The sequence below is a fragment of the Lachnospira intestinalis genome, from assembly GCF_040095895.1.
In the GTDB taxonomy this organism is placed as follows: Bacteria; Bacillota; Clostridia; order Lachnospirales; family Lachnospiraceae; genus Lachnospira; species Lachnospira intestinalis.
Genome location: NZ_JBBMFS010000003.1, coordinates 183,184 through 201,431 on the forward strand (window position 1 = coordinate 183,184; position 18,248 = coordinate 201,431).

Annotated in this window: 17 protein-coding genes; all 17 read right to left on the reverse strand. The window is 40.7% G+C overall.

Translation table 11 applies throughout. The features are described from left to right. Positions 1-18: 18 nt before the first annotated feature. The 17 genes from fliD to WMO37_RS05340 all read right to left on the reverse strand — a co-directional run bounded on the left by fliD (position 19) and on the right by WMO37_RS05340 (position 18,238). Complete coding sequence (fliD, locus tag WMO37_RS05260) at positions 19-2,325, reverse strand: flagellar filament capping protein FliD (RefSeq protein WP_349154475.1); 2,307 nt, start codon at positions 2,323-2,325, stop codon at positions 19-21. Positions 2,326-2,371: 46 nt separating this feature from the next. After that, positions 2,372-2,767 (reverse strand): flagellar protein FlaG, encoded by a 396-nt coding sequence (locus tag WMO37_RS05265; RefSeq protein ID WP_349154476.1) that lies wholly within the window; start codon positions 2,765-2,767, stop codon positions 2,372-2,374. Positions 2,768-2,908: 141 nt separating this feature from the next. Next, on the reverse strand, positions 2,909-3,124 hold the full coding sequence (gene csrA, locus WMO37_RS05270; RefSeq protein WP_349154477.1) for a carbon storage regulator CsrA: 216 nt from the start codon (positions 3,122-3,124) through the stop codon (positions 2,909-2,911). A gap of 2 nt (positions 3,125-3,126) precedes the next feature. After that, positions 3,127-3,594, reverse strand: coding sequence for a flagellar assembly protein FliW (gene fliW, locus WMO37_RS05275; protein ID WP_349154478.1), 468 nt, complete (start codon positions 3,592-3,594; stop codon positions 3,127-3,129). Positions 3,595-3,808: 214 nt separating this feature from the next. Beyond that, positions 3,809-5,428 carry a flagellin N-terminal helical domain-containing protein gene (locus WMO37_RS05280; protein WP_349154479.1) on the reverse strand — a complete coding sequence of 540 codons (1,620 nt, stop codon included), beginning with the start codon at positions 5,426-5,428 and terminating at the stop codon, positions 3,809-3,811. A 39-nt stretch (positions 5,429-5,467) separates the two neighbouring features. Next, positions 5,468-7,027 carry a flagellar hook-associated protein FlgK gene (gene flgK / locus WMO37_RS05285; protein WP_349154480.1) on the reverse strand — a complete coding sequence of 520 codons (1,560 nt, stop codon included), beginning with the start codon at positions 7,025-7,027 and terminating at the stop codon, positions 5,468-5,470. A 96-nt stretch (positions 7,028-7,123) separates the two neighbouring features. After that, on the reverse strand, positions 7,124-9,064 hold the full coding sequence (flgK, locus tag WMO37_RS05290; protein WP_349154481.1) for a flagellar hook-associated protein FlgK: 1,941 nt from the start codon (positions 9,062-9,064) through the stop codon (positions 7,124-7,126). 90 nt (positions 9,065-9,154) lie between these two features. Beyond that, on the reverse strand, positions 9,155-9,667 hold the full coding sequence (locus tag WMO37_RS05295) for a flagellar protein FlgN (protein WP_349154482.1): 513 nt from the start codon (positions 9,665-9,667) through the stop codon (positions 9,155-9,157). Between the two features lie 12 nt (positions 9,668-9,679). After that, a complete protein-coding gene (gene flgM / locus WMO37_RS05300) occupies positions 9,680-9,961 on the reverse strand; it encodes a flagellar biosynthesis anti-sigma factor FlgM (RefSeq protein ID WP_022432018.1) in 282 nt (93 codons plus the stop codon). A gap of 193 nt (positions 9,962-10,154) precedes the next feature. Then, positions 10,155-10,565: a FeoC-like transcriptional regulator gene (locus tag WMO37_RS05305; RefSeq protein WP_349154483.1), complete on the reverse strand. Its 411-nt coding sequence runs from the start codon at positions 10,563-10,565 to the stop codon at positions 10,155-10,157. Between the two features lie 36 nt (positions 10,566-10,601). Beyond that, entirely contained in the window at positions 10,602-11,393 is a 792-nt protein-coding gene (locus tag WMO37_RS05310) for a ComF family protein (protein WP_349154484.1), read from the reverse strand. Between the two features lie 74 nt (positions 11,394-11,467). After that, on the reverse strand, positions 11,468-13,717 hold the full coding sequence (gene recD2, locus WMO37_RS05315; RefSeq protein WP_227090467.1) for an SF1B family DNA helicase RecD2: 2,250 nt from the start codon (positions 13,715-13,717) through the stop codon (positions 11,468-11,470). Beyond that, a complete protein-coding gene (locus WMO37_RS05320; RefSeq protein WP_022432022.1) occupies positions 13,707-14,120 on the reverse strand; it encodes a hypothetical protein in 414 nt (137 codons plus the stop codon). Before WMO37_RS05320 ends, recD2 begins: the two co-directional genes overlap by 11 nt. Before the next feature lie 49 nt (positions 14,121-14,169). Further along, complete coding sequence (locus WMO37_RS05325) at positions 14,170-14,991, reverse strand: flagellar hook-basal body protein (RefSeq protein WP_022432023.1); 822 nt, start codon at positions 14,989-14,991, stop codon at positions 14,170-14,172. A gap of 84 nt (positions 14,992-15,075) precedes the next feature. Further along, positions 15,076-15,846, reverse strand: coding sequence for a flagellar basal-body rod protein FlgF (gene flgF, locus WMO37_RS05330; RefSeq protein WP_022432024.1), 771 nt, complete (start codon positions 15,844-15,846; stop codon positions 15,076-15,078). A 38-nt stretch (positions 15,847-15,884) separates the two neighbouring features. Beyond that, entirely contained in the window at positions 15,885-16,880 is a 996-nt protein-coding gene (locus WMO37_RS05335) for a rod shape-determining protein (protein ID WP_022432025.1), read from the reverse strand. A gap of 188 nt (positions 16,881-17,068) precedes the next feature. Beyond that, positions 17,069-18,238 (reverse strand): CgeB family protein, encoded by a 1,170-nt coding sequence (locus WMO37_RS05340; protein ID WP_349154485.1) that lies wholly within the window; start codon positions 18,236-18,238, stop codon positions 17,069-17,071. Positions 18,239-18,248: the final 10 nt, after the last annotated feature.

Sequence of the window (18,248 nt, forward strand, 5' to 3'; positions counted from 1 at the left end):
TCCTGCATGCTGTATTTATCAGCCAAATAATCCAGAAATAGAAGATGCCTGTGAATTTAATGAAGCCAGTGCTGATTCCATTCTTGAGAACTTCTTATAATAATAATCTTCCCATGTTGAAATCTTTGTTTCCTGGTCAGAAATCTTCGTCTTATATTCTGAATACTGCGTTGCCATCTCCTTGTCATTGTAAATGGACATATAGCTGCTCATGCTGTTTGATGTACCCAGCTTTTTGTTCAGTGTGCTGTACAGATTATTTGCCAGCTGTGAAAAGAATTTAATGACTGTATCCGAATCATTGGCAATGGCTGCTTTTAATTTATCTTCATTTCCCTTTGATGTTGAATCGTCTTCATCACCGTCAATGTGATAAACACCCTTTTCATTCGTTCCACTGGAGAAATAGCTGCCCGTAGAAATACCAAATGTTGATAAATTATATGTTTTACCATCAATTGTGATTCCCGCAAGCATTGTATTCTTCATGGATGAAATAACGCTGTCCAATGTACCGTCACGGCGAAGCAGTGAATCCTTAATCTTTGTTTCCCACTTTTCGACCTCATCATCAGACATGGACTCTTTTTCATCATCTGTCAATGGCTCATAGCCCTTTGCACTTTCCGCATTATAAGCAGTATCTAACGTCTTAATCAGTTCATTATACTCTGAGAGCATATCTTTAATCGTATCATAAATACCATCGACATCTGTATCTGTCGTAATCGTTACCGCTTCGTTGCCTGTCAGTGCAGTTGCCTGAATCGTTAAACCATTGATTGAGAAGTTATTGGTCGTATTTTCAAATACTGCACCATTAAGCTCAATCTGTGCATTGCTTCCGGCAATACGGACTGCTGATGTTGTATCTGTTGATGACGAGGTGGACAGTCCGAGCAATTCTTTCTGAGAATCTGTAGCTGTACCTGCTGTATATGCATTGTAGGCTTCTACCATGCTCACAGCATACTCATACTGCGTGGTAGCTGCTGCCTGATAGCCTGTTGCCAGTGAATTGTTGCCTGTGATTGCATCACTGTAGCTTAACAGAATCTTTCCGTTGGTGCTGTCTACCTGTGCTGCATTGGTGCTGTCTACGCCCGCCTTTGTATAATACTCCGCAATGGATTTATTATTTGAGTCAATCGTTTCCTTATTTGAAGCTATTGATTTTGTCGCACTGGTAAGCATTGCATCAATATCACTTGTATATGTCACATTGCCATCATCATCTGTTGACGCTGTTCTCGTTAATACAAGTGTATCCTTACTTACAGTTTCAGATACTGTCTTAGCTGCCTCAAGCTCCAGTTTTTCATCCTCTGTAATCGTTCCGGCTGTTTTTTTTGCTTCTAACTTTGAGATGGCATCTGACAAGTTGCTCTTTGCCGCATCCACTGTTGTCGGATTATACTTTCCATCGCCATCATCATCTGTATAATTAGCATCTTTAATGAAGTTCTCAATATACTGTTTTTGATACTCAAGCTTTTTATTCTTTTCTTCCAGTTCAGTATTCGATGTCTTTAACTTTTCAATTGCCGTATTGTACTGACTGATTGTGGCATCATAATTGCTTTTTGCTGTATCAGTAATATAAGTATTCTTATCCGTACCTGCAATGGTCTGATATTTTGCAATATCCTTTGCAACTGTATCAGCTGTAGTTGCCTGAAGCTTTAATGCCCCCAGAGCATTCTTACCATTGCTGTTGGCCGCCGTCATTGAGAAATCATTATCTGCACCAGAAGATTTTGAACTGATAAAGAACCGCTGATTATTCTCATCAAAGCTTGCTGTCAGTCCCGCGTTCTTTAATTTTACAACAAATTCATTGATTGTCATATCGGAAGACAATGTAATTGTTGAGGTTGTTCCATTGGCTGTCACAGAAATTGCTGCACCATCAGCCTTTGAACCCATTCCATCTACTTCACTGAGTTTACTGCTGCCTGTCAGCTTCGTACTGCCGCTTCCACTAATCTTTCCACCTGTCAGATATCCGGTGGAAGCAAGCTTTGTCACCTTTAAACTCTGTGTGCCGCTGACCGCAGATGTAGAAGCGGATACGGTTGCATAAGATGAATTGTTAATCGTTGCTTTCTTTAAATTATAAGCAGATGTCAGCTTATTACTTGCAAGTGTTCCTGAATAGAAGTTTGTAATCTTTGTATTGATACTCTTCCACTTATCCTGCTTCCAGGAAAGCTTTGTCTGTGCTTTTTCATAATCTTCTTTTTTAGTACGGTAACCCATAACCAGTGCAGATACTAAAGCTTCTGTATCCAGACCGGACTGCATACCTGATAAACGAATTGGCATATCATCTACCCCTTTCTAAAGTAAAGTACATCTGTACTTATATTCATTACATTTTTTCATCGACAAGAAGCCCTGCCAGTTCACAGGCCTTTGTAAACATTTTAAGCATTTTCTCAGAAGGAATCTCTTTTAATACTTCTCCTGTTTCCTTGTCTTTAATCTTAATGGTGATCCGGTTCATCGGCTCATACACACCAAACTCCGCAACCGTATTGCTGTTTAAGACTTTGCTGATGTCTTTGACATCTGCAAGGGTTGCTTTGCTTTCCTGACTTTCAGGAGATGCACTGTCCTGTCCAAACGAAAGCTGTACTGCCTGTGCCGCTGTATAATCTGCTGTCTGTGCGCTGCTGCCTGCTGCCTGGACATTTGCCGTTACGGGCGCTGTCGTCTGCACACTCTGTGCTGCTGCCGATGCTTTGTTAATTGATTCTAATCCCACTTTTATCCACCTCCGTGTGATAACGCATACTTTGTTTCCTTGTTCCCCGGCGAATATCCTTTTTCGCCGTTTTTAAACTGCACTATAACCGCAGTTTATCTCATTTCTTATTAGTATTATCGGTTTTTTGGACCTGAATCTTTAGAATAACTTCTTTAATTTTTCCATATCTACAGACTGAGAAGCCTCTTTATTAGCTTCCTGTATCTGTGTAAAGACTTCTTTCCGGTAGATTGGAACGGACTTTGGTGCAGAAATACCAATTTTAATCTGGTCGCCCTTAATTTCAAGAATTTTCACTTCAATATTATCATTAATAATGATTGCTTCGTCTTTTTTCCGCGATAACGCCAGCATTTCTACTCACCCGCCTTTTCTTTTCTTTCTTTTAAAAGATTATAAACCGGAAAGCGAACAACATAGTCTTCATTGGCTGCAACTGCCTGAACTGCTTTCATCGTCGCCGTATTAATAATAATCGGCGCTTTTAAATTGCAGGTCATCTTTGTAAGATCAGACGGTACTGTCATCGTAACAAATATCATCAGATCATCACTTTTTACATTTTTTCCCAGCTTATAAACAAGTTCATCTTCAACATCCGGTGCATATTCATCCACAATATATTCCGGCTTAATAATCGGCAGTGCCAGTGCCTGTTCATCTAACGACTGCAACCACATAATTGGTTTTTCTTTCTTATCGTCTGCTTCATATACAATCGCAAACCGGCTGCAGTCTTCAAACCCAATCAGCCCTTTTTCAAATGTAATCACTTTGGCACCATCAATCTCCACCGTACCAAACCATTTTGTATTAATCTGCATATTTACTCCATTTCTGAGCGACTTGTTGCGAAGAGACGATGAGAAATTCGCGTAGGCGATTTCTCATCTGCCATAATGGCTATTTGTTTTCGCTCAGAAACAAATAGCCGTGTGAAACATATGCTATCAAGCATATGTTTCACACTATCTCCATTTTCTAATAAAGACTGCCTGCGCACATTCTCACAAGCAGTCTTTTATTTTGCTTCTATTTTTATCCTAAGAAATCTAACAATGTCTGCTGTACAACTTTACTTGCAGCCTGAAGAGATGCGTTGTATACCAACTGGGCTGATGTATAGCTTACAACAACATCTTCCAGATCAATATCTTCATTGGCAGACTTGCTTTCTGTGACATTGGTAAACTGTTCTGTGAGTCTTCCCTGTGTCAGTTCCAGTCTTGTCAGTCTGTTACCGACATCTGCATTGGCAAGGGAAATCGTCTGCTTATAGCCCTGCATCTGTGAAATGCCGCTTTCAAACGCCTTGGTCATCTCATCTTCTGCCAGTGTTTTCTGCTTATTTAAACCGCTCAGCATCGAATTTAACTTCTTCTGTGAAGTCTCGTCGCTGTACTGGCTCTGCTTCATCATGCTTTCTACCTGTGAAATCTGGCTTTCTAAGTCGAGCACATTCTGAACGGATGTCACAAGGTCATCAATATCTCTGCCAAGGTTAATATCGAATGCCTCATTGGCTTCGGTATTAATCTTGATTTTCTGTGCGTAGTTGATATTATATTCTACATCTTCCCTGACTTTATCATAAACAATTCCAGTCTTATTATCCACGCAGTCATAGTACATGGTTGGATTTAAATCATCCTTAATAAAGTTATCCTTCTGATACGTAAATGAAAAGCTGTCAGAGGTGTAGACCTGCTTATAAACATTTTCGCCCATCAGAACTTCACCTGTTGTTGCATTAAAGGCAATTTCATTATCGCCCGGAATGTAGTTTTTATCCGTTGTATTGGTAAATGTCAGTGCAGTACCGGTAGAATCTGTAATGCTGTACTGTCCGTTGGCATCCGGATTGACCGTTGTTGTCGTTGTAATCGGGTTGCCGTCGGCATCAAGCTGCTTATTGCCATTTGCATCAAGCTGGTATGTTGTAACGGTTGCTGTGCCGTCTGCGGCAAAGCTGATATCTGTATTGTTATAGCTTAAGCTATATCCGGTGTTTTTCACATCTGAATAGCCAAGGCGCAGTCTGTAGACACTTTCCACATTTGGCATCACAGCATTTCCGTCGGCATCATAGGATACGTTTAAATTTAAAATATCTGCATTGCTATACGCATTGGTATAGACGGTCTTGCTTGAAATATCATCTCTGCCAAACTTCTGTGTAATTGTATAATCTGCTTCAGCTGCCAGTGCATCGGACTGATAGGTGAGTGTCGTATCCGTCTTATAACCGGTAAATACGTAACGTCCGGCGTAATCTACATTTCCTTCATCGTAGAAAGTCTTTTTTAAAGCCTTTAAGCTTTCTGCAATCGTATTTCTCTGTTCTGATGCATAAGAATCGGATGAACCCTGATTGCAGTATTCATACAGCTTATTAATAACAGATTCGCCCTGTGTCAGCGCGCCCTGTGTTGTTGAAAGCCACTGCTGTGCATCCGGGATGTTTTTCTTTAAATACTGTGTTACTTCATTTAAGCTGGCACGAAGACGTAACGCACGAATGGCAATAATCGGGTCTTCTGACGGCTTATTAATCTTTTTTTGTGTAGACAGCTGGGTATCCAGTGTATTAACCTGTTTTTTATTTACCTGGATATTTGCCATACTGCTGTTAATCATCATCTGATTTGTAATTCTCATATCTTCTCCAATCCGGAATCATTCCTGCAATTCATCAAATTATAAGCCTGTTCCATTAATCAGCTTGTCATAAATTTCATTCATGACAGACATCATCTTTGAATTTAAGTTATATGCCTGCTGGAATTTCATCATATCCATCGCTTCTTCATCGGTATCAACACCCATGATTGATAAGCGCTGGTTCTGAATGGTTGTGCGCAGGTTGTTGTAATTGTCTAACATATTGGTTGCATTGCTTGAATCAATGGACATATCACTGACCATACTTTCAAGGAAGTATGCGCCTGTACCACCATCGAAAATCTTTTCACTCTGAAGCTTTCTTAACTGCTCCATAATATCTGCTTCTGCCTGTCCGGTTGCCGCAGAACTTCTTGTTGCAAGCTTATCGGCATCTTTAATCAGTTCTGGATTGACTGTAATGTTTAAAGCCGTCATCGTATCTGTGTTTGTCTGTGTTACAAACAATGAAATGCCCTGCTGTGTTCCGTCTGATGTCAGACCACTCTTTAAAACGTTATTGACTGCTTCCGACAATGTGGAAATGAACTGGTTTAACTGGGACTGGTAATACGGAATCCCCTTAAAATCTGTATTCTGTTCATTTCTTAATACAGATTCCAATACTTTGTTACCGTCTGAATCCAGAATGTAATCGCCGTTCTCATCCACTTTGTACTGTTCGAACTCACCATTACAGCCGTCACGGATATCTACCAGTGCCTTCATCTGTCCGCCAAGGGACGGGCTGTAAAGATTGAAGTTTTGTCCGCTCTCCCACTTTACATCATATAAAGAAGCGGCATCGGAAGCATTTCTCTTATCTGCTCTGGCTTCTGTATAAAGCTTATTGTAATCGTATCCTGCAACCAGTGTCTGTCCGTTAATGGATACCCTGAAATCTGTCAGACCGTTTCCGATGTCTTCTTCATTGATGCTGACATTGACAATCTGTGCCAGATCATCAATCAGCGCATTTCTCTTATCTCTTAAATCATTTGCATCGCCGTAGTTGGCTTCAATCTGATTAATCTGTCTGTTTAAAGAAGCAATGTTTTGTGCATAGGAATTAATCTGCTCTACCGCATCCTTGATTTCGTTATTTGCATCTTCCTGAATCTTTCTAAGATTCGTAGACAATGTATTAAAATACTGCGCCATGCTCGCTGCATTGTTAATCAGCTGATTCTTTGTCGAAGCCTCGCCCGGTGCTTTAATAACTTCTTCTACCGATGTAAAGAACTTCTGATATTCCTTACAGTAACCGTTCAGATTCCATTCATCAAAGAAATCTTCAATCTGGTCCATATAATTTTCTTTTGCTTCATATTCGCCGTAATTCGCCTGATTGTTACGGTATTTTTCATCGTAATAGCTGTCACGCAGCTGGCTGACACCTGTTACCTTAACTCCGGCACCGAGCATACCGTATGTTGAGAACGTACGTAATGCCTGTGCTGCTTCTGTTGATGCCTGCTGTTTTGAATATCCCTTTGTATTAATATTGGATACGTTATGTCCTGTAACATTCAGCGATGTGGATGCTGCCTGCAGACCGCTGTATGATATTGTTAATCCAAAAAATGTTGATGCCATATTTTCCTCATTTCCGGGCGTTTTTATTACCGGGCAGCACCCGCTGCCATGATTATCTGCTTTCGCCCCGGTGCAGACAACTGTTTAAACTTCATTTTATGCATTTCCAAGTGAAACGATTAAGCTTTCTAACATATCGCTGACAACATTAATATACCGTGATGCCGCATTGTATGCCTGCTGGAACTTAATCATCTTTTCAAGCTCTTCATCAGAAGATACACCCTGCAACTGTAAACGCTGGTTATCATATCCGTTTACCATGGTTTCCTGATTGCTCACATAATTGTCAAGCACACGGCCCATTGTTGCATATTCACTGATGAAATTTGTATAATATGTATTAAAATCTGACTTTGCATAGACTTCAGGATTTAAGGAAGCAAATTTGTTCTCCCACATATCCACCAGTTCCTGTGCTTTGTCAAAATCTTCTTTTCCCTGCTTTGTTGTCAGCGCAATCTTACCGACATTCTGTGTAACTTCTTCGTTCATCTCAAGGCTGCCGATGGTGTAGTAAGACTGGTTGCCCTTGACATCCAGATTGTTTCTGACATAGATTGTACCGCCGTTCGCATCGGTTGTCACGATATAACGCTTGGTATTCGTACGGGAAATCAGTTCCTCACCGATGGTCTTATCATCGTCCATACCATAATCTGTCTTATCCATGTCCAAAACAGAATATACATAAGAATCTACCTGTTCTTTCTGTGTGAGTGTTTCATCTGTAAAAAGGGCTTCCTCCGATGTGTAACTGTATGTTCCATCGCCATTGTCTGTTCCCTGTACTGCCTGACCGTGTCTTGTATACAGCACTGCATTAGCTGATGTGTTATATATATACTTCGCTGCGGCAATTTCATTGCCCTCACCGTCTGTCAGCGGTGCATCCAGCGTAATCTCTTTTTCGGGGCATAAAACATCATTAATAGACTCCACAATTCCGTTAACCAGCTTATCCAGCCCTGCCATCGCACTTAAAATAGCAGACGGTTCAATGTATGTATTGTAATAATCCTGTTTTTCCTGATATGCGGCATAAGCTGCATCGTATGCTGCCTGTCCTTCTGACGTTGTCAGGTCATAATCACTCTCATCCGGCTTTACCGGTACATCGGAAGCCTTGACATTGACACTTCCCCGCGCAATAATTGCACCTTTTAATGAACCCATATCATTTTTACTGCCATTTGAAATCGGCTGTGTAATGTCAAATACATCCTTTTCAAAGGAAGGCCAGGTTGGAATCAGCAGCGAATTACTGTCCATGGTTCTTGTAGACATCTCTGTCACATTATTCTCATTGACAAACGGAATGCCTTCGCATGTGACGATGACACGTCCGTTTGCTTCTTCATAATAAGACATCTTAATATATCCACTAAGTTCATCGAGTGCATTATCACGCTGGTCACGTAAATCGTTGGCATATTCGCCCGAACCGGATTCAATTCCCTGAATCTGCTTGTTTAATGCAAAAATGGTCTGCCCCAGTTCATTAATCCGGTTTACGGAATTCTGTACTTCGGTATTCAGCGTTGTCTGATAGTCTTTTAAACTCTCATAGATTTTATTGGATCTGTTTACAAATGCTGATGTATACTGAATTAAAGAGGATCGTGCAACGGTGCTTTCAGGATTCTTGCTTAATTCATTCACTGCGGAATATAAATTTTTCAAGCAGTCCTGATAGGTAACACCCTGCATTTCACCAAAAAGATCTTCTACTTCTTCTACGGCTTTTAAGTTGCTTTCATAGTAACCCAGTCTGCCGTTCTCTGTCCGATACGCTCTGTCGATAAACGTATCGCGGATTCTGCGGATTTCACTGACGGAAACACCGAGTCCGTATTTATCAATTGTATTACTTCTCGTACCAACAGTCAGATACGTCATATCTTCAAACGTAATCTGCTGTCTTGTATACCCCTCTGTATTAATGTTGGCGAGGTTATGTGCTGTTGTATTTAAAGCTGTCTGCGCGCTGTGCAGGCCGGAAACGCCAATATACAGACTTCCCATTCCGTTTGCCATTGTTTCTCCATTTCTGCCCTCATCTGCTTATCCTTAAGCCGGCCGTCCTCCCCTCCGTGGGAAAACCTGTATAAAGTATAAAATTAAATATTACTGTCTTGCATCAAAGCCGCTGACGGTCTGGATTCTCTCCTCGTCATAAGCGTTTTTACTGTAGTTTCCTGTCTGTGGCGTAAGCACTGCATTTTTTGCAATGTTGAGTTCAAACTCAACCATATCCAGTGATTCTTTTGTCAGTAATTTATTATTCTCGTTGATTTTCATCAACTCATTTAATGTCTTTTTAAGCTGTGCATTAACTGCCGCAAGTGCATCATGCTCTTTAGGCTGCTTCTTTAGCACTTCTAAAATATCTTCTAATTTAATGTCTGTTCTTCTTAAATTGAGTACATTGCAGATATCATCTACATTTTCCATACGCTGCTGTTCCAGTTTGTTAATGGCATCAATACGTGCCTGTTCCTGAACCAGAATATCCTGTAACCGCTCAATATCCGCACCGACAATTGCCTTTGTCTTGTTATTGGATAACTCCAGCAGTTTTTTATACTCTGCATCTTCCTGTCCAAGTACATCAATAAGTGTATCAATTAAACTTGCCATGAAAGAATCTCCTTAAAATGTTAATGTTGCAATATTCTCAAGCATCTTACCGGCAACTTCCTGCGCACTCACACGATATGTTCCTGCCTCCATTGCCGCTTTTATCTGTGCAACCTTGTCTTCTCTTACTTCCGATGTCCGGCTTACTGCCTCTTTTGCTGTCTGATAATCCTTTGCTGTTCTTGAAATTTCCAGTTTATCACTATATGAAGCAGTACTGCCTCCCTTCTTTGCAGAAGAAGCTGCCCCACTCTGATAAATCCGGTTCACAGCACTGTATGCCTCTACACGCATTGCTGACCGCCTCTCTTTCCGTTTAAACTCTTTTCCTATTCTCATTAAAATGGTTTCAGAAATATTATCGGTACTTTCGGCATATTCCTTAACCTGTTTTTACAATTTTTAAATACAAAAAAAGAAAGAATCGCCCGGAATTCTGTATATATCCTGAGTAATTCTTTCTTTATGCTCTGTAATATAGAATCTGTTATTTATCAAGGAATCTCATTCTTGCATTGTCACGATCCCTGCCTGTCCTTGGTGCCGCTGCCGGTGCCTTATACAGATTATCCAGCTTGTTTGCCATCGTTCCTTTGCATTTATCGCAATAACGTCCTGTCTTAATCGTTGCACCACAGCACTCACACTGCAATCCGATCGGTGAATCATCCGCAAAGCAAAGACGTTCTTCACGCACCCACTGTTCAATCTGCTTGGTGCTGACTTCAAATTTATCTGAAATCTCTGAAATACTTGCAACTTTGTTGTCGCGGATATATTCCTTAATTTCCACGAACTTGTCTTCCAGCTGTTTAATACAGCTCGGGCATAAATTACGGTAACTGCCGCCTATATAATTATATAATTTCCCACATTGTCTACAATTTCTAACATCCATAACCAATTCTCCCATTCTGCCGTTCCCGGCATTTTCTTAAAATCCTTTCCCCGCACACAGACATAAAAAATATACTTTCTGTGCGCCCTTTTCATATAAAACTTTTGCGCAGCTGTCTATCGTTGCTCCTGTTGTATAAATATCATCAACAAGTAAAATTTTTTTATATTTTACTACATTTTCTTTTACAAGAAAAGCCCTTTCTACATTTTTTCTTCTTTCCTCGTCATTTAATTCTTTCATTGGAGTTGTTTTTCTGATACGTACCAGAATTTCCGAAGCACAGATTAGATTTAGATTTTTAGAAAGTTCACGTGCAATCAGTTCCGCCTGATTGTATCCTCTTTTTCTTTGTTTAGCTGCATACATCGGCACCGGAAGTACAAGATTGATGTCCCATTTCCGAATCAGCGCACCGCACTGCCGTGCTGCCTGCCTGCCATAAAACGCCGCATACTCCCTTTTATCGTGATACTTAAATTGGTAGATGGACTGCTTTATGCCGTCCGTATAGGCAAATACCGCCACCCCGCGTTCATAGAAATGCCGTTTCACCGTGCAGTCATAGCAAAACTGCTGCGTATCCGTCTTTTTTAACGGTTTGCCGCACTTCATGCAGCGCGGTTCGCCGATATATTCAAGTCTGTTGTCACAATCCGGACAGATTTGTGTTCGCCTGCCCTTTTCAAACCCCAGTACCCCGCCGCAGACCGGACACGCCGGCGGAAACACTATATCCGTCAGTTCTTTGATGCCGGTCTGTGCAAGCTGCTGTATATATTCTTTTAAGTTCTGCGTGTTATTCCGCTTGTTTTTTCCCTGTTTCATTTTCCCCTCTATTTCGCAAACGTTCCAATTCTAAATGATGCACAAACTGAATTCATTTCTGAAGAATCTTTGATTTAAAGATTATCCATTTCCTGAATCCGCAGGTCCAGTGAAGAATATCGTTTCTGCTCCGATTCATTTGCCGCCATTTCATGAAAGCAGTCTTCCAGTCCTACCATGCAGACACAGGTCCTCGCCCTTGTCACTGCCGTGTATAAGAGATTGCGGTTCATCAGCATACGCGGTCCCGGAAACATCGGAATCAGCACCGCCGGATATTCACTGCCCTGCGATTTGTGAATTGTAATCGCATATGCCAGCTCCAGTTCATCCAACTGTGTAAAATCATAGTATACAAAACGGTCGTCTTCAAACCGCACCAGCATCTGTTCCGAAAAGAAGTTGATGTCTTCTATCACACCGGTGTCCCCATTAAAAATGCCATTGCCGCGGTCATAGGTAACGCCGTAGCGGCTCTTACGCTCCCACTCCAGCTGGTAGTTGTTTTTTATCTGCATGACCTTATCGCCCACGCGGTAAATGGTATCCCCAACTTCTTTTTCCATTTTGTCTGCGGACGGCGGATTTAAGTACTGCTGCATAATCCGGTTTAACCGCTGTGCGCCGACTGCGGATTTTCTCGTCGGTGTCAGTATCTGTATGTCTTTGCGGTCCGCGTGGACATAATCCGGCAGTTTTTCTTTAATCAGTGTACACATCGCCGCAATAATGGCATCGGGATTGTTCCGTTTGACAAACAAAAAGTCTTTACTGTATTTATTAAGTGTTACCGGTTCGCCTTTATTAATCTTATGCGCGTTCATGATGATTTCGCTCTCTGCCGCCTGTCTGAAAATCTTTTCCAGCTTCACGACTTCAAAGCAGCCCGAATGGATAATATCCTTTAACACATTTCCCGGTCCGACACTCGGTAACTGGTCCACATCGCCCACAAGAATCAGACGTGTTCCGACAGCTATTGCCTTTAGCAGTGAGTTCATAATAGATACGTCCACCATGGACATTTCATCTACAATAATGACATCTGTTTCCAGCGGATTGTCTTCATTTCTTTCAAAATGCATGCCTGTGTTCTGTGAATCGGATGCACTGCCGCAGATTTCAAGCAGTCTGTGAATTGTCTGCGCTTCATATCCGCTTGTTTCTGCCATCCGCTTTGCCGCACGGCCCGTCGGCGCTGCCAGACGGATTTCCAGACCTTCCATTTCAAAATATTTAATAATGGTATTAATAGTTGTTGTCTTTCCCGTTCCCGGTCCGCCCGTAATAACCATCAATCCATTTAAAACAGCCTTATGAACCGCCTGTTTCTGGATATCATCAAGAATTATGTCGTTTTTTTCTTCGATTTGCGCGATTCTCTGGCCGATTTCCGCTTCATCCTGCGAATACGGGATATTCAGTTCGATCAAATGCTTGGCAATAGAAGCCTCCATATAATAATACATCGAAGCATAAATGCACTTTTCGCCAGACGCATTTTCACGGACAACAATTTTTTTATCAATTGCCATATCCATGATATGGCGCTCCATATCACGAATATCTATTAACAACAGTGCTGTGACCCCCTGCTCTAATTCTGTCCACGGCAGATAGATGTGTCCCTGTCCTGCCGCCTGTGTCAATACATACAAAATCCCACTGCGGATTCTGAAATCCGAATCCACTTTAATGCCGGCCTTTGCCGCAATTTCATCGGCCGTTTTAAATCCGATGCCGTCAATATCGTCTGCAAGTCTGTAAGGATTCTGCTTAATAATTGTATATATTTCCTGTCCGTATCTGGAATAAATTTTACCCGCAATTCCCATGCTGATGCCATAGTCCTGTAAAAACATCATGGCTTTACGCATGTCGCGTTTATCGACAAGCTGAGCTGCGATATCCATCGCTTTTGTAAGACTGATGCCTTTAATCTCCGCAAGACGTTCCGGTTCTTCTTCCATAATGCGGAAGGTGTCATCCCCGAACTCTTTTACAATCCTCTCAGCCATTTTTTCACCAATGCCTTTGATAGCACCGGATGCAAGATAACGTCTGACCGACTTGGTGTCGTCCGGCGCTTTGAATTCATAAGATTTAATAGAAAACTGCATATCATAGGACGGATGTTTGACAAATCCTCCATTTGCAGTAATAAATTCACCTGCGTTGATGTAACTGAATACACCAACGCAGGTAATCTCTTCACCTTTATAAACCACGTTGAAAACGGTATAGCCGTTGTCTTCATTGCGGTATATGATATTTTCTACAAAGCCTTCAATATATTCTGCTTCGTAATCTAAATTACTCCTCAATTCCGTAATTCCTCTTCATCTGATTATAAAGGGTCTGTGCCAGTCCCAGTCCGCTGCCGTTTTCTGTACTGCACAGTGCTTCAGACAGCTTTGACACCATCTGGTCACCAAAATAGCTGGACATGGTACTCATTCCGGAATCACTGCTGTCAGAAGACAGTCCAAAAATAGAAGCATAGCTGTTATCATCATCACTGCTGTCTACTTTTGCCATTTTAAGCATGGATTTTACCATCTGTTCTGCAAAATATTCTTCAAAATCCTTGCAGACTTCCATGAGTTCATCGCTGGAAGATGTAGATAAATCCTTATTATTTAATGTGCTTTCAAGCGCACTTGTTGTTGAATTGGTATAGGTACCGTTTAAATATGACGAATTTAATCCGCTGATTGTATCGCTCATATGTACACCTTTCCTCCCCGGCATTAAACTGCCGCACCGCTGCTTTTACTTATCGCTTCAGATTGTTTGCCTGCTCCATCATCGTATCGGATGTGGTAATTGCCTTTGAGCATAATTCATAGGCTCTCTGCGCTGTAATCAGATTTACCATTTCTGTTGCTACATTGACATTAGAAGCTTCCAGATATCCCTGCTTTAAGGTACTCTTTTTGCCTACCTCATCGATATCTTCATTTAATGCAATACCGGATGCTTCCGTTTCCATTAAAAGAGAATCTCCTGTCTTATCAAGACCTGCCGGATTGGCAAACTGGAATAATCCAATCTTTAAACCGATTGCCGTCGGATTGTTGTTATTTTCTTCACTTGGATATAATAAATTACCGTCGCCGTCTACTGTAATCTTTGTCGGGTCATATTCCGGTCCCAGCACCAGTTCATTACCGTCTGAGCTTAATACCGGAAGACCTTCTGATGTACAAAGCATATAGCCTTCTGTTGCAATTGAGAATCCAAAGTTACCGTTTCTTGTGTAATAAGTCTGTCCATCTTCACCGACTACACCGAAAAAGCCATTTCCTACGATTGCAAAATCCGTGTCACTATCTGTTTTGTTGACAGAACCCTGTACATACTGTGATGTTACAGCAGATACTCTTGAACCTAAACCAACCTGTGCATTAACCGGCTTTGTTTCACCGTTTGCAGATGTGGTCTTTGCCTGTAACTGCTGATATAAAAGGGATTTAAAATGTGTTGTTTCCATCTTGTATCCTGTTGTATTTACATTTGCAAGATTATTGGAAATCGTATCTACATTTGTCTGCTGTGACGTCATGCCTGCTGCTGCCGTCCATAATGATCTTACCATATTCTTCTCCATTCCGTAATCAATACCGGTGATTTTACCGGCAGCTTACTACCATAATATTAATGTCTTTTAACCCGGACCTTATTATAATTCTGACATTGTCACCATTTTGCCAAGCATTTCATCAATTGCCTGGATGACTTTCTGTCCGCTTTCATACTCTCTTGCAACCGCAATCATGTCCACCATTTCTGATACGACATTAATATTAGAAGCTTCTAAGTAGCCCTGCTGTACGGTTGCCGTACAATCCTGTTCGGTTGCACCATCCACCGCACGGTACAGATTTTCACCGTATTCTTCCAGATAGTTATAATCTTCAAAATCAACCAAGGCAAATGTATCTACATACTGTCCGTCTGCAAAAATATTTCCCTGTGAATCAACAGATAATTCATTCAAATCTGTCGGAAGCTGGATTCTTCCGCCTTCACCTAAAATATAATCGCCGTCTTTTGTCACAAGATAGCCTTCTGAATTCATCTGAAATGCGCCATCTCTGGAATACATTGTGCTTGTTACACCGTTCTTATTGGTGAACTCTACCGAGAAAAAGCCCTGTCCTGCCAGTGCAAAATCATAGGTGTTGTTCGTTGCCTGTAACGAACCCTGCTCCCAGTTTCTGTATGTTTCCCCAATCTTTGCACCCAGACTGACTGAACCGATATTCTGGTTTAAATGTCCGACTGTTGCATCTTTAATCTTGATGGCATACATGGAATCAAATGCCTGTGTTGTACAGCCTTCTGCTTTAAAGCCTGTCGTTGTTGCATTTGCAAGGTTATTGGAAATTACATCCAGTCTTTTCTGGGAATTCACCATTCCTGTGTACCCTGTGTAAAGCCCCTTTACCATTTCTTTCCTCCTCCGCTCACTGCTTATTTTGCTGATAATTATTTATCGTCTCTGTATCCTGCAAGGAATTCAATAAACTTACCGGTTCCGATAGCAACTGCTGTCATCGGATCTTCGGCTGTCATTGTATGGATTCCTGTCTTTGATTCAATCAGTTCTTCAAGTCCCTGCAGCAGGCTTCCGCCACCTGTCAGGACAATCCCTCTGTCTGCAATATCGGAAGCTAATTCCGGTGGTGTCTTTTCCAGTACACTGTGTACGGCTTCAACAATCTGGGATGTTGCTTCTTTTAATGCTTCCTGTGTTTCTTCTGACGTTACCTCAACCGTCTTTGGAAGACCTGTTACAAGGTTTCGACCTCTTACGTTCATTGTTGCAATCTCAGTTCTCGGATAAGCTGAACCGACTTTTATCTTAATATCTTCCGCAGTTCTTTCACCAATCAGAAGATTGTGTTTCTTTCTCATATATCGGACGATTGCTTCATCAAAATCATCACCGGCAATCTTAATGGAGGTGCTGACTACTGTACCGCCTAAAGAAATAACCGCGATATCTGTTGTACCACCACCGATATCAACAATCATGTTACCGCAAGGTCTTGAAATATCAATCCCTGCACCGATGGCAGCTGCAATCGGTTCTTCAATGATTGCTACTTCTCTTGCACCAGCCTGAAGTGTTGCATCTTCTACCGCCTTCTTTTCTACTTCTGTAACACCTGACGGTACACAGACACTGATTCTTGGCTTCTTTAACATTCTCTTGCCGATTGCCTTCTGGATGAAGTACTTTAACATTTTTTCAGTTACTCTGTAATCAGAAATAACACCCTGTCTTAACGGTCTTACCGCTACAATATTACCCGGTGTTCTTCCTAACATCAGACGTGCTTCTTCGCCGATTGCCTTAATCTTGTTGGTATCTCTGTCAAATGCTACTACTGACGGTTCTTTTAAAACAACGCCTTTCCCTTTTATATAAACCAGAATACTGGCTGTACCCAAATCTACTCCGATATCGGTTGATAACATATGAATCCCCTTTCCGATGTTCTTCATTCTATCTATGTTCGTTTTTCTTATTTTCTTCATTTCTATATATATGTAGACAGTATAACGCAGTCTAAACATACATCGTAGAATACCATTATATACAACATTTTCAAAATTTAAAAGGGGTTGACTGAAATTTTTTCAAAAAATCTTTAAACATCATTTTTCTAATTAAATACAATGTCAAAAATTTCATTAAACCGCACTTCAAAATTATGAAACTCTTTTACTTTTCCATAACCATTTGCTGCAATCTGTCTTCGTTCTGCATCATGTACCAGATAGTAATTGCACTTATCCATCAGGTCATCATGAGATTCATACAACACCAAATCCTCACCCGGTATAAAATGCCTGTAAAAATCCGCCTGATAATTCGACATTAAAAATCCCCCTGCACCCATAATATCCATTGCGCGCAGGGGAATTCCTGTTTTAATACTTCGCAATGTGATATTCAGATTAATGTCGGAGCATTTAAAAACGTATGGCATAAACCTCTCATAATCCACTACTCCCATATTTATTACGTTTGGGAGTTCTGGCGTAGGGTTTCTTGTAAATAGCTTTACTTCAAATCTTTCTGATAGCTTCTGCAAAATTTGCGTTCTTTCAATATTAGCCATCTTTTTACATAATATCCCATCTGCAAGAATATCACTATAATCTGCAAGTAAATCTCCCTTATATTGTGTGCAAATACTAAACTGATTTGTCAATTCTGACAGAAAATTATACCCATATACCTTTATTTGTGCAGCCATAATTGCATCTAAATATCCTCTTAGATATGGCGTAAGGTTCAGTTCATCATACTGCCTCTGGCTTTCTTTTTCGTTATACATACTTCCTACAAAAGCAATCTGAGCTGAGCATAAATTTACTAATGCTTTTATATCCTCATTTTCCATTTCTAACAATCTTTCCATCTTATCAAGTCTGGACATATTAACCGGCAACGGCATATAGTAAATATGCGGAGCCCCCATATTAGTCAACTGTTCACACAATTGTTCATCAAATATAAAGCAATAATTACATTTATTATAAATGGACTTTGTAAATAAGCGATACATCGGGCTGTCATATACAAAAGAAATATATGGTATATTATATTTTTTCACACATTCGGATATAATACTGCTATAATTAAATGTGAATACGCAATCATATTTCGCATCTTCCATCTCTTTATCAAATAATGCTGTAAAATTATCATCTGATTCTCTTACAATAACATCAGCTTCTATAAATTTATAGCTATATCCCATCTGTTCCATGCATTGTTGCAAATCCTCAATTAAAAAACTATTATAATGAACAATTAATATCTTCATTTGTGCCCCT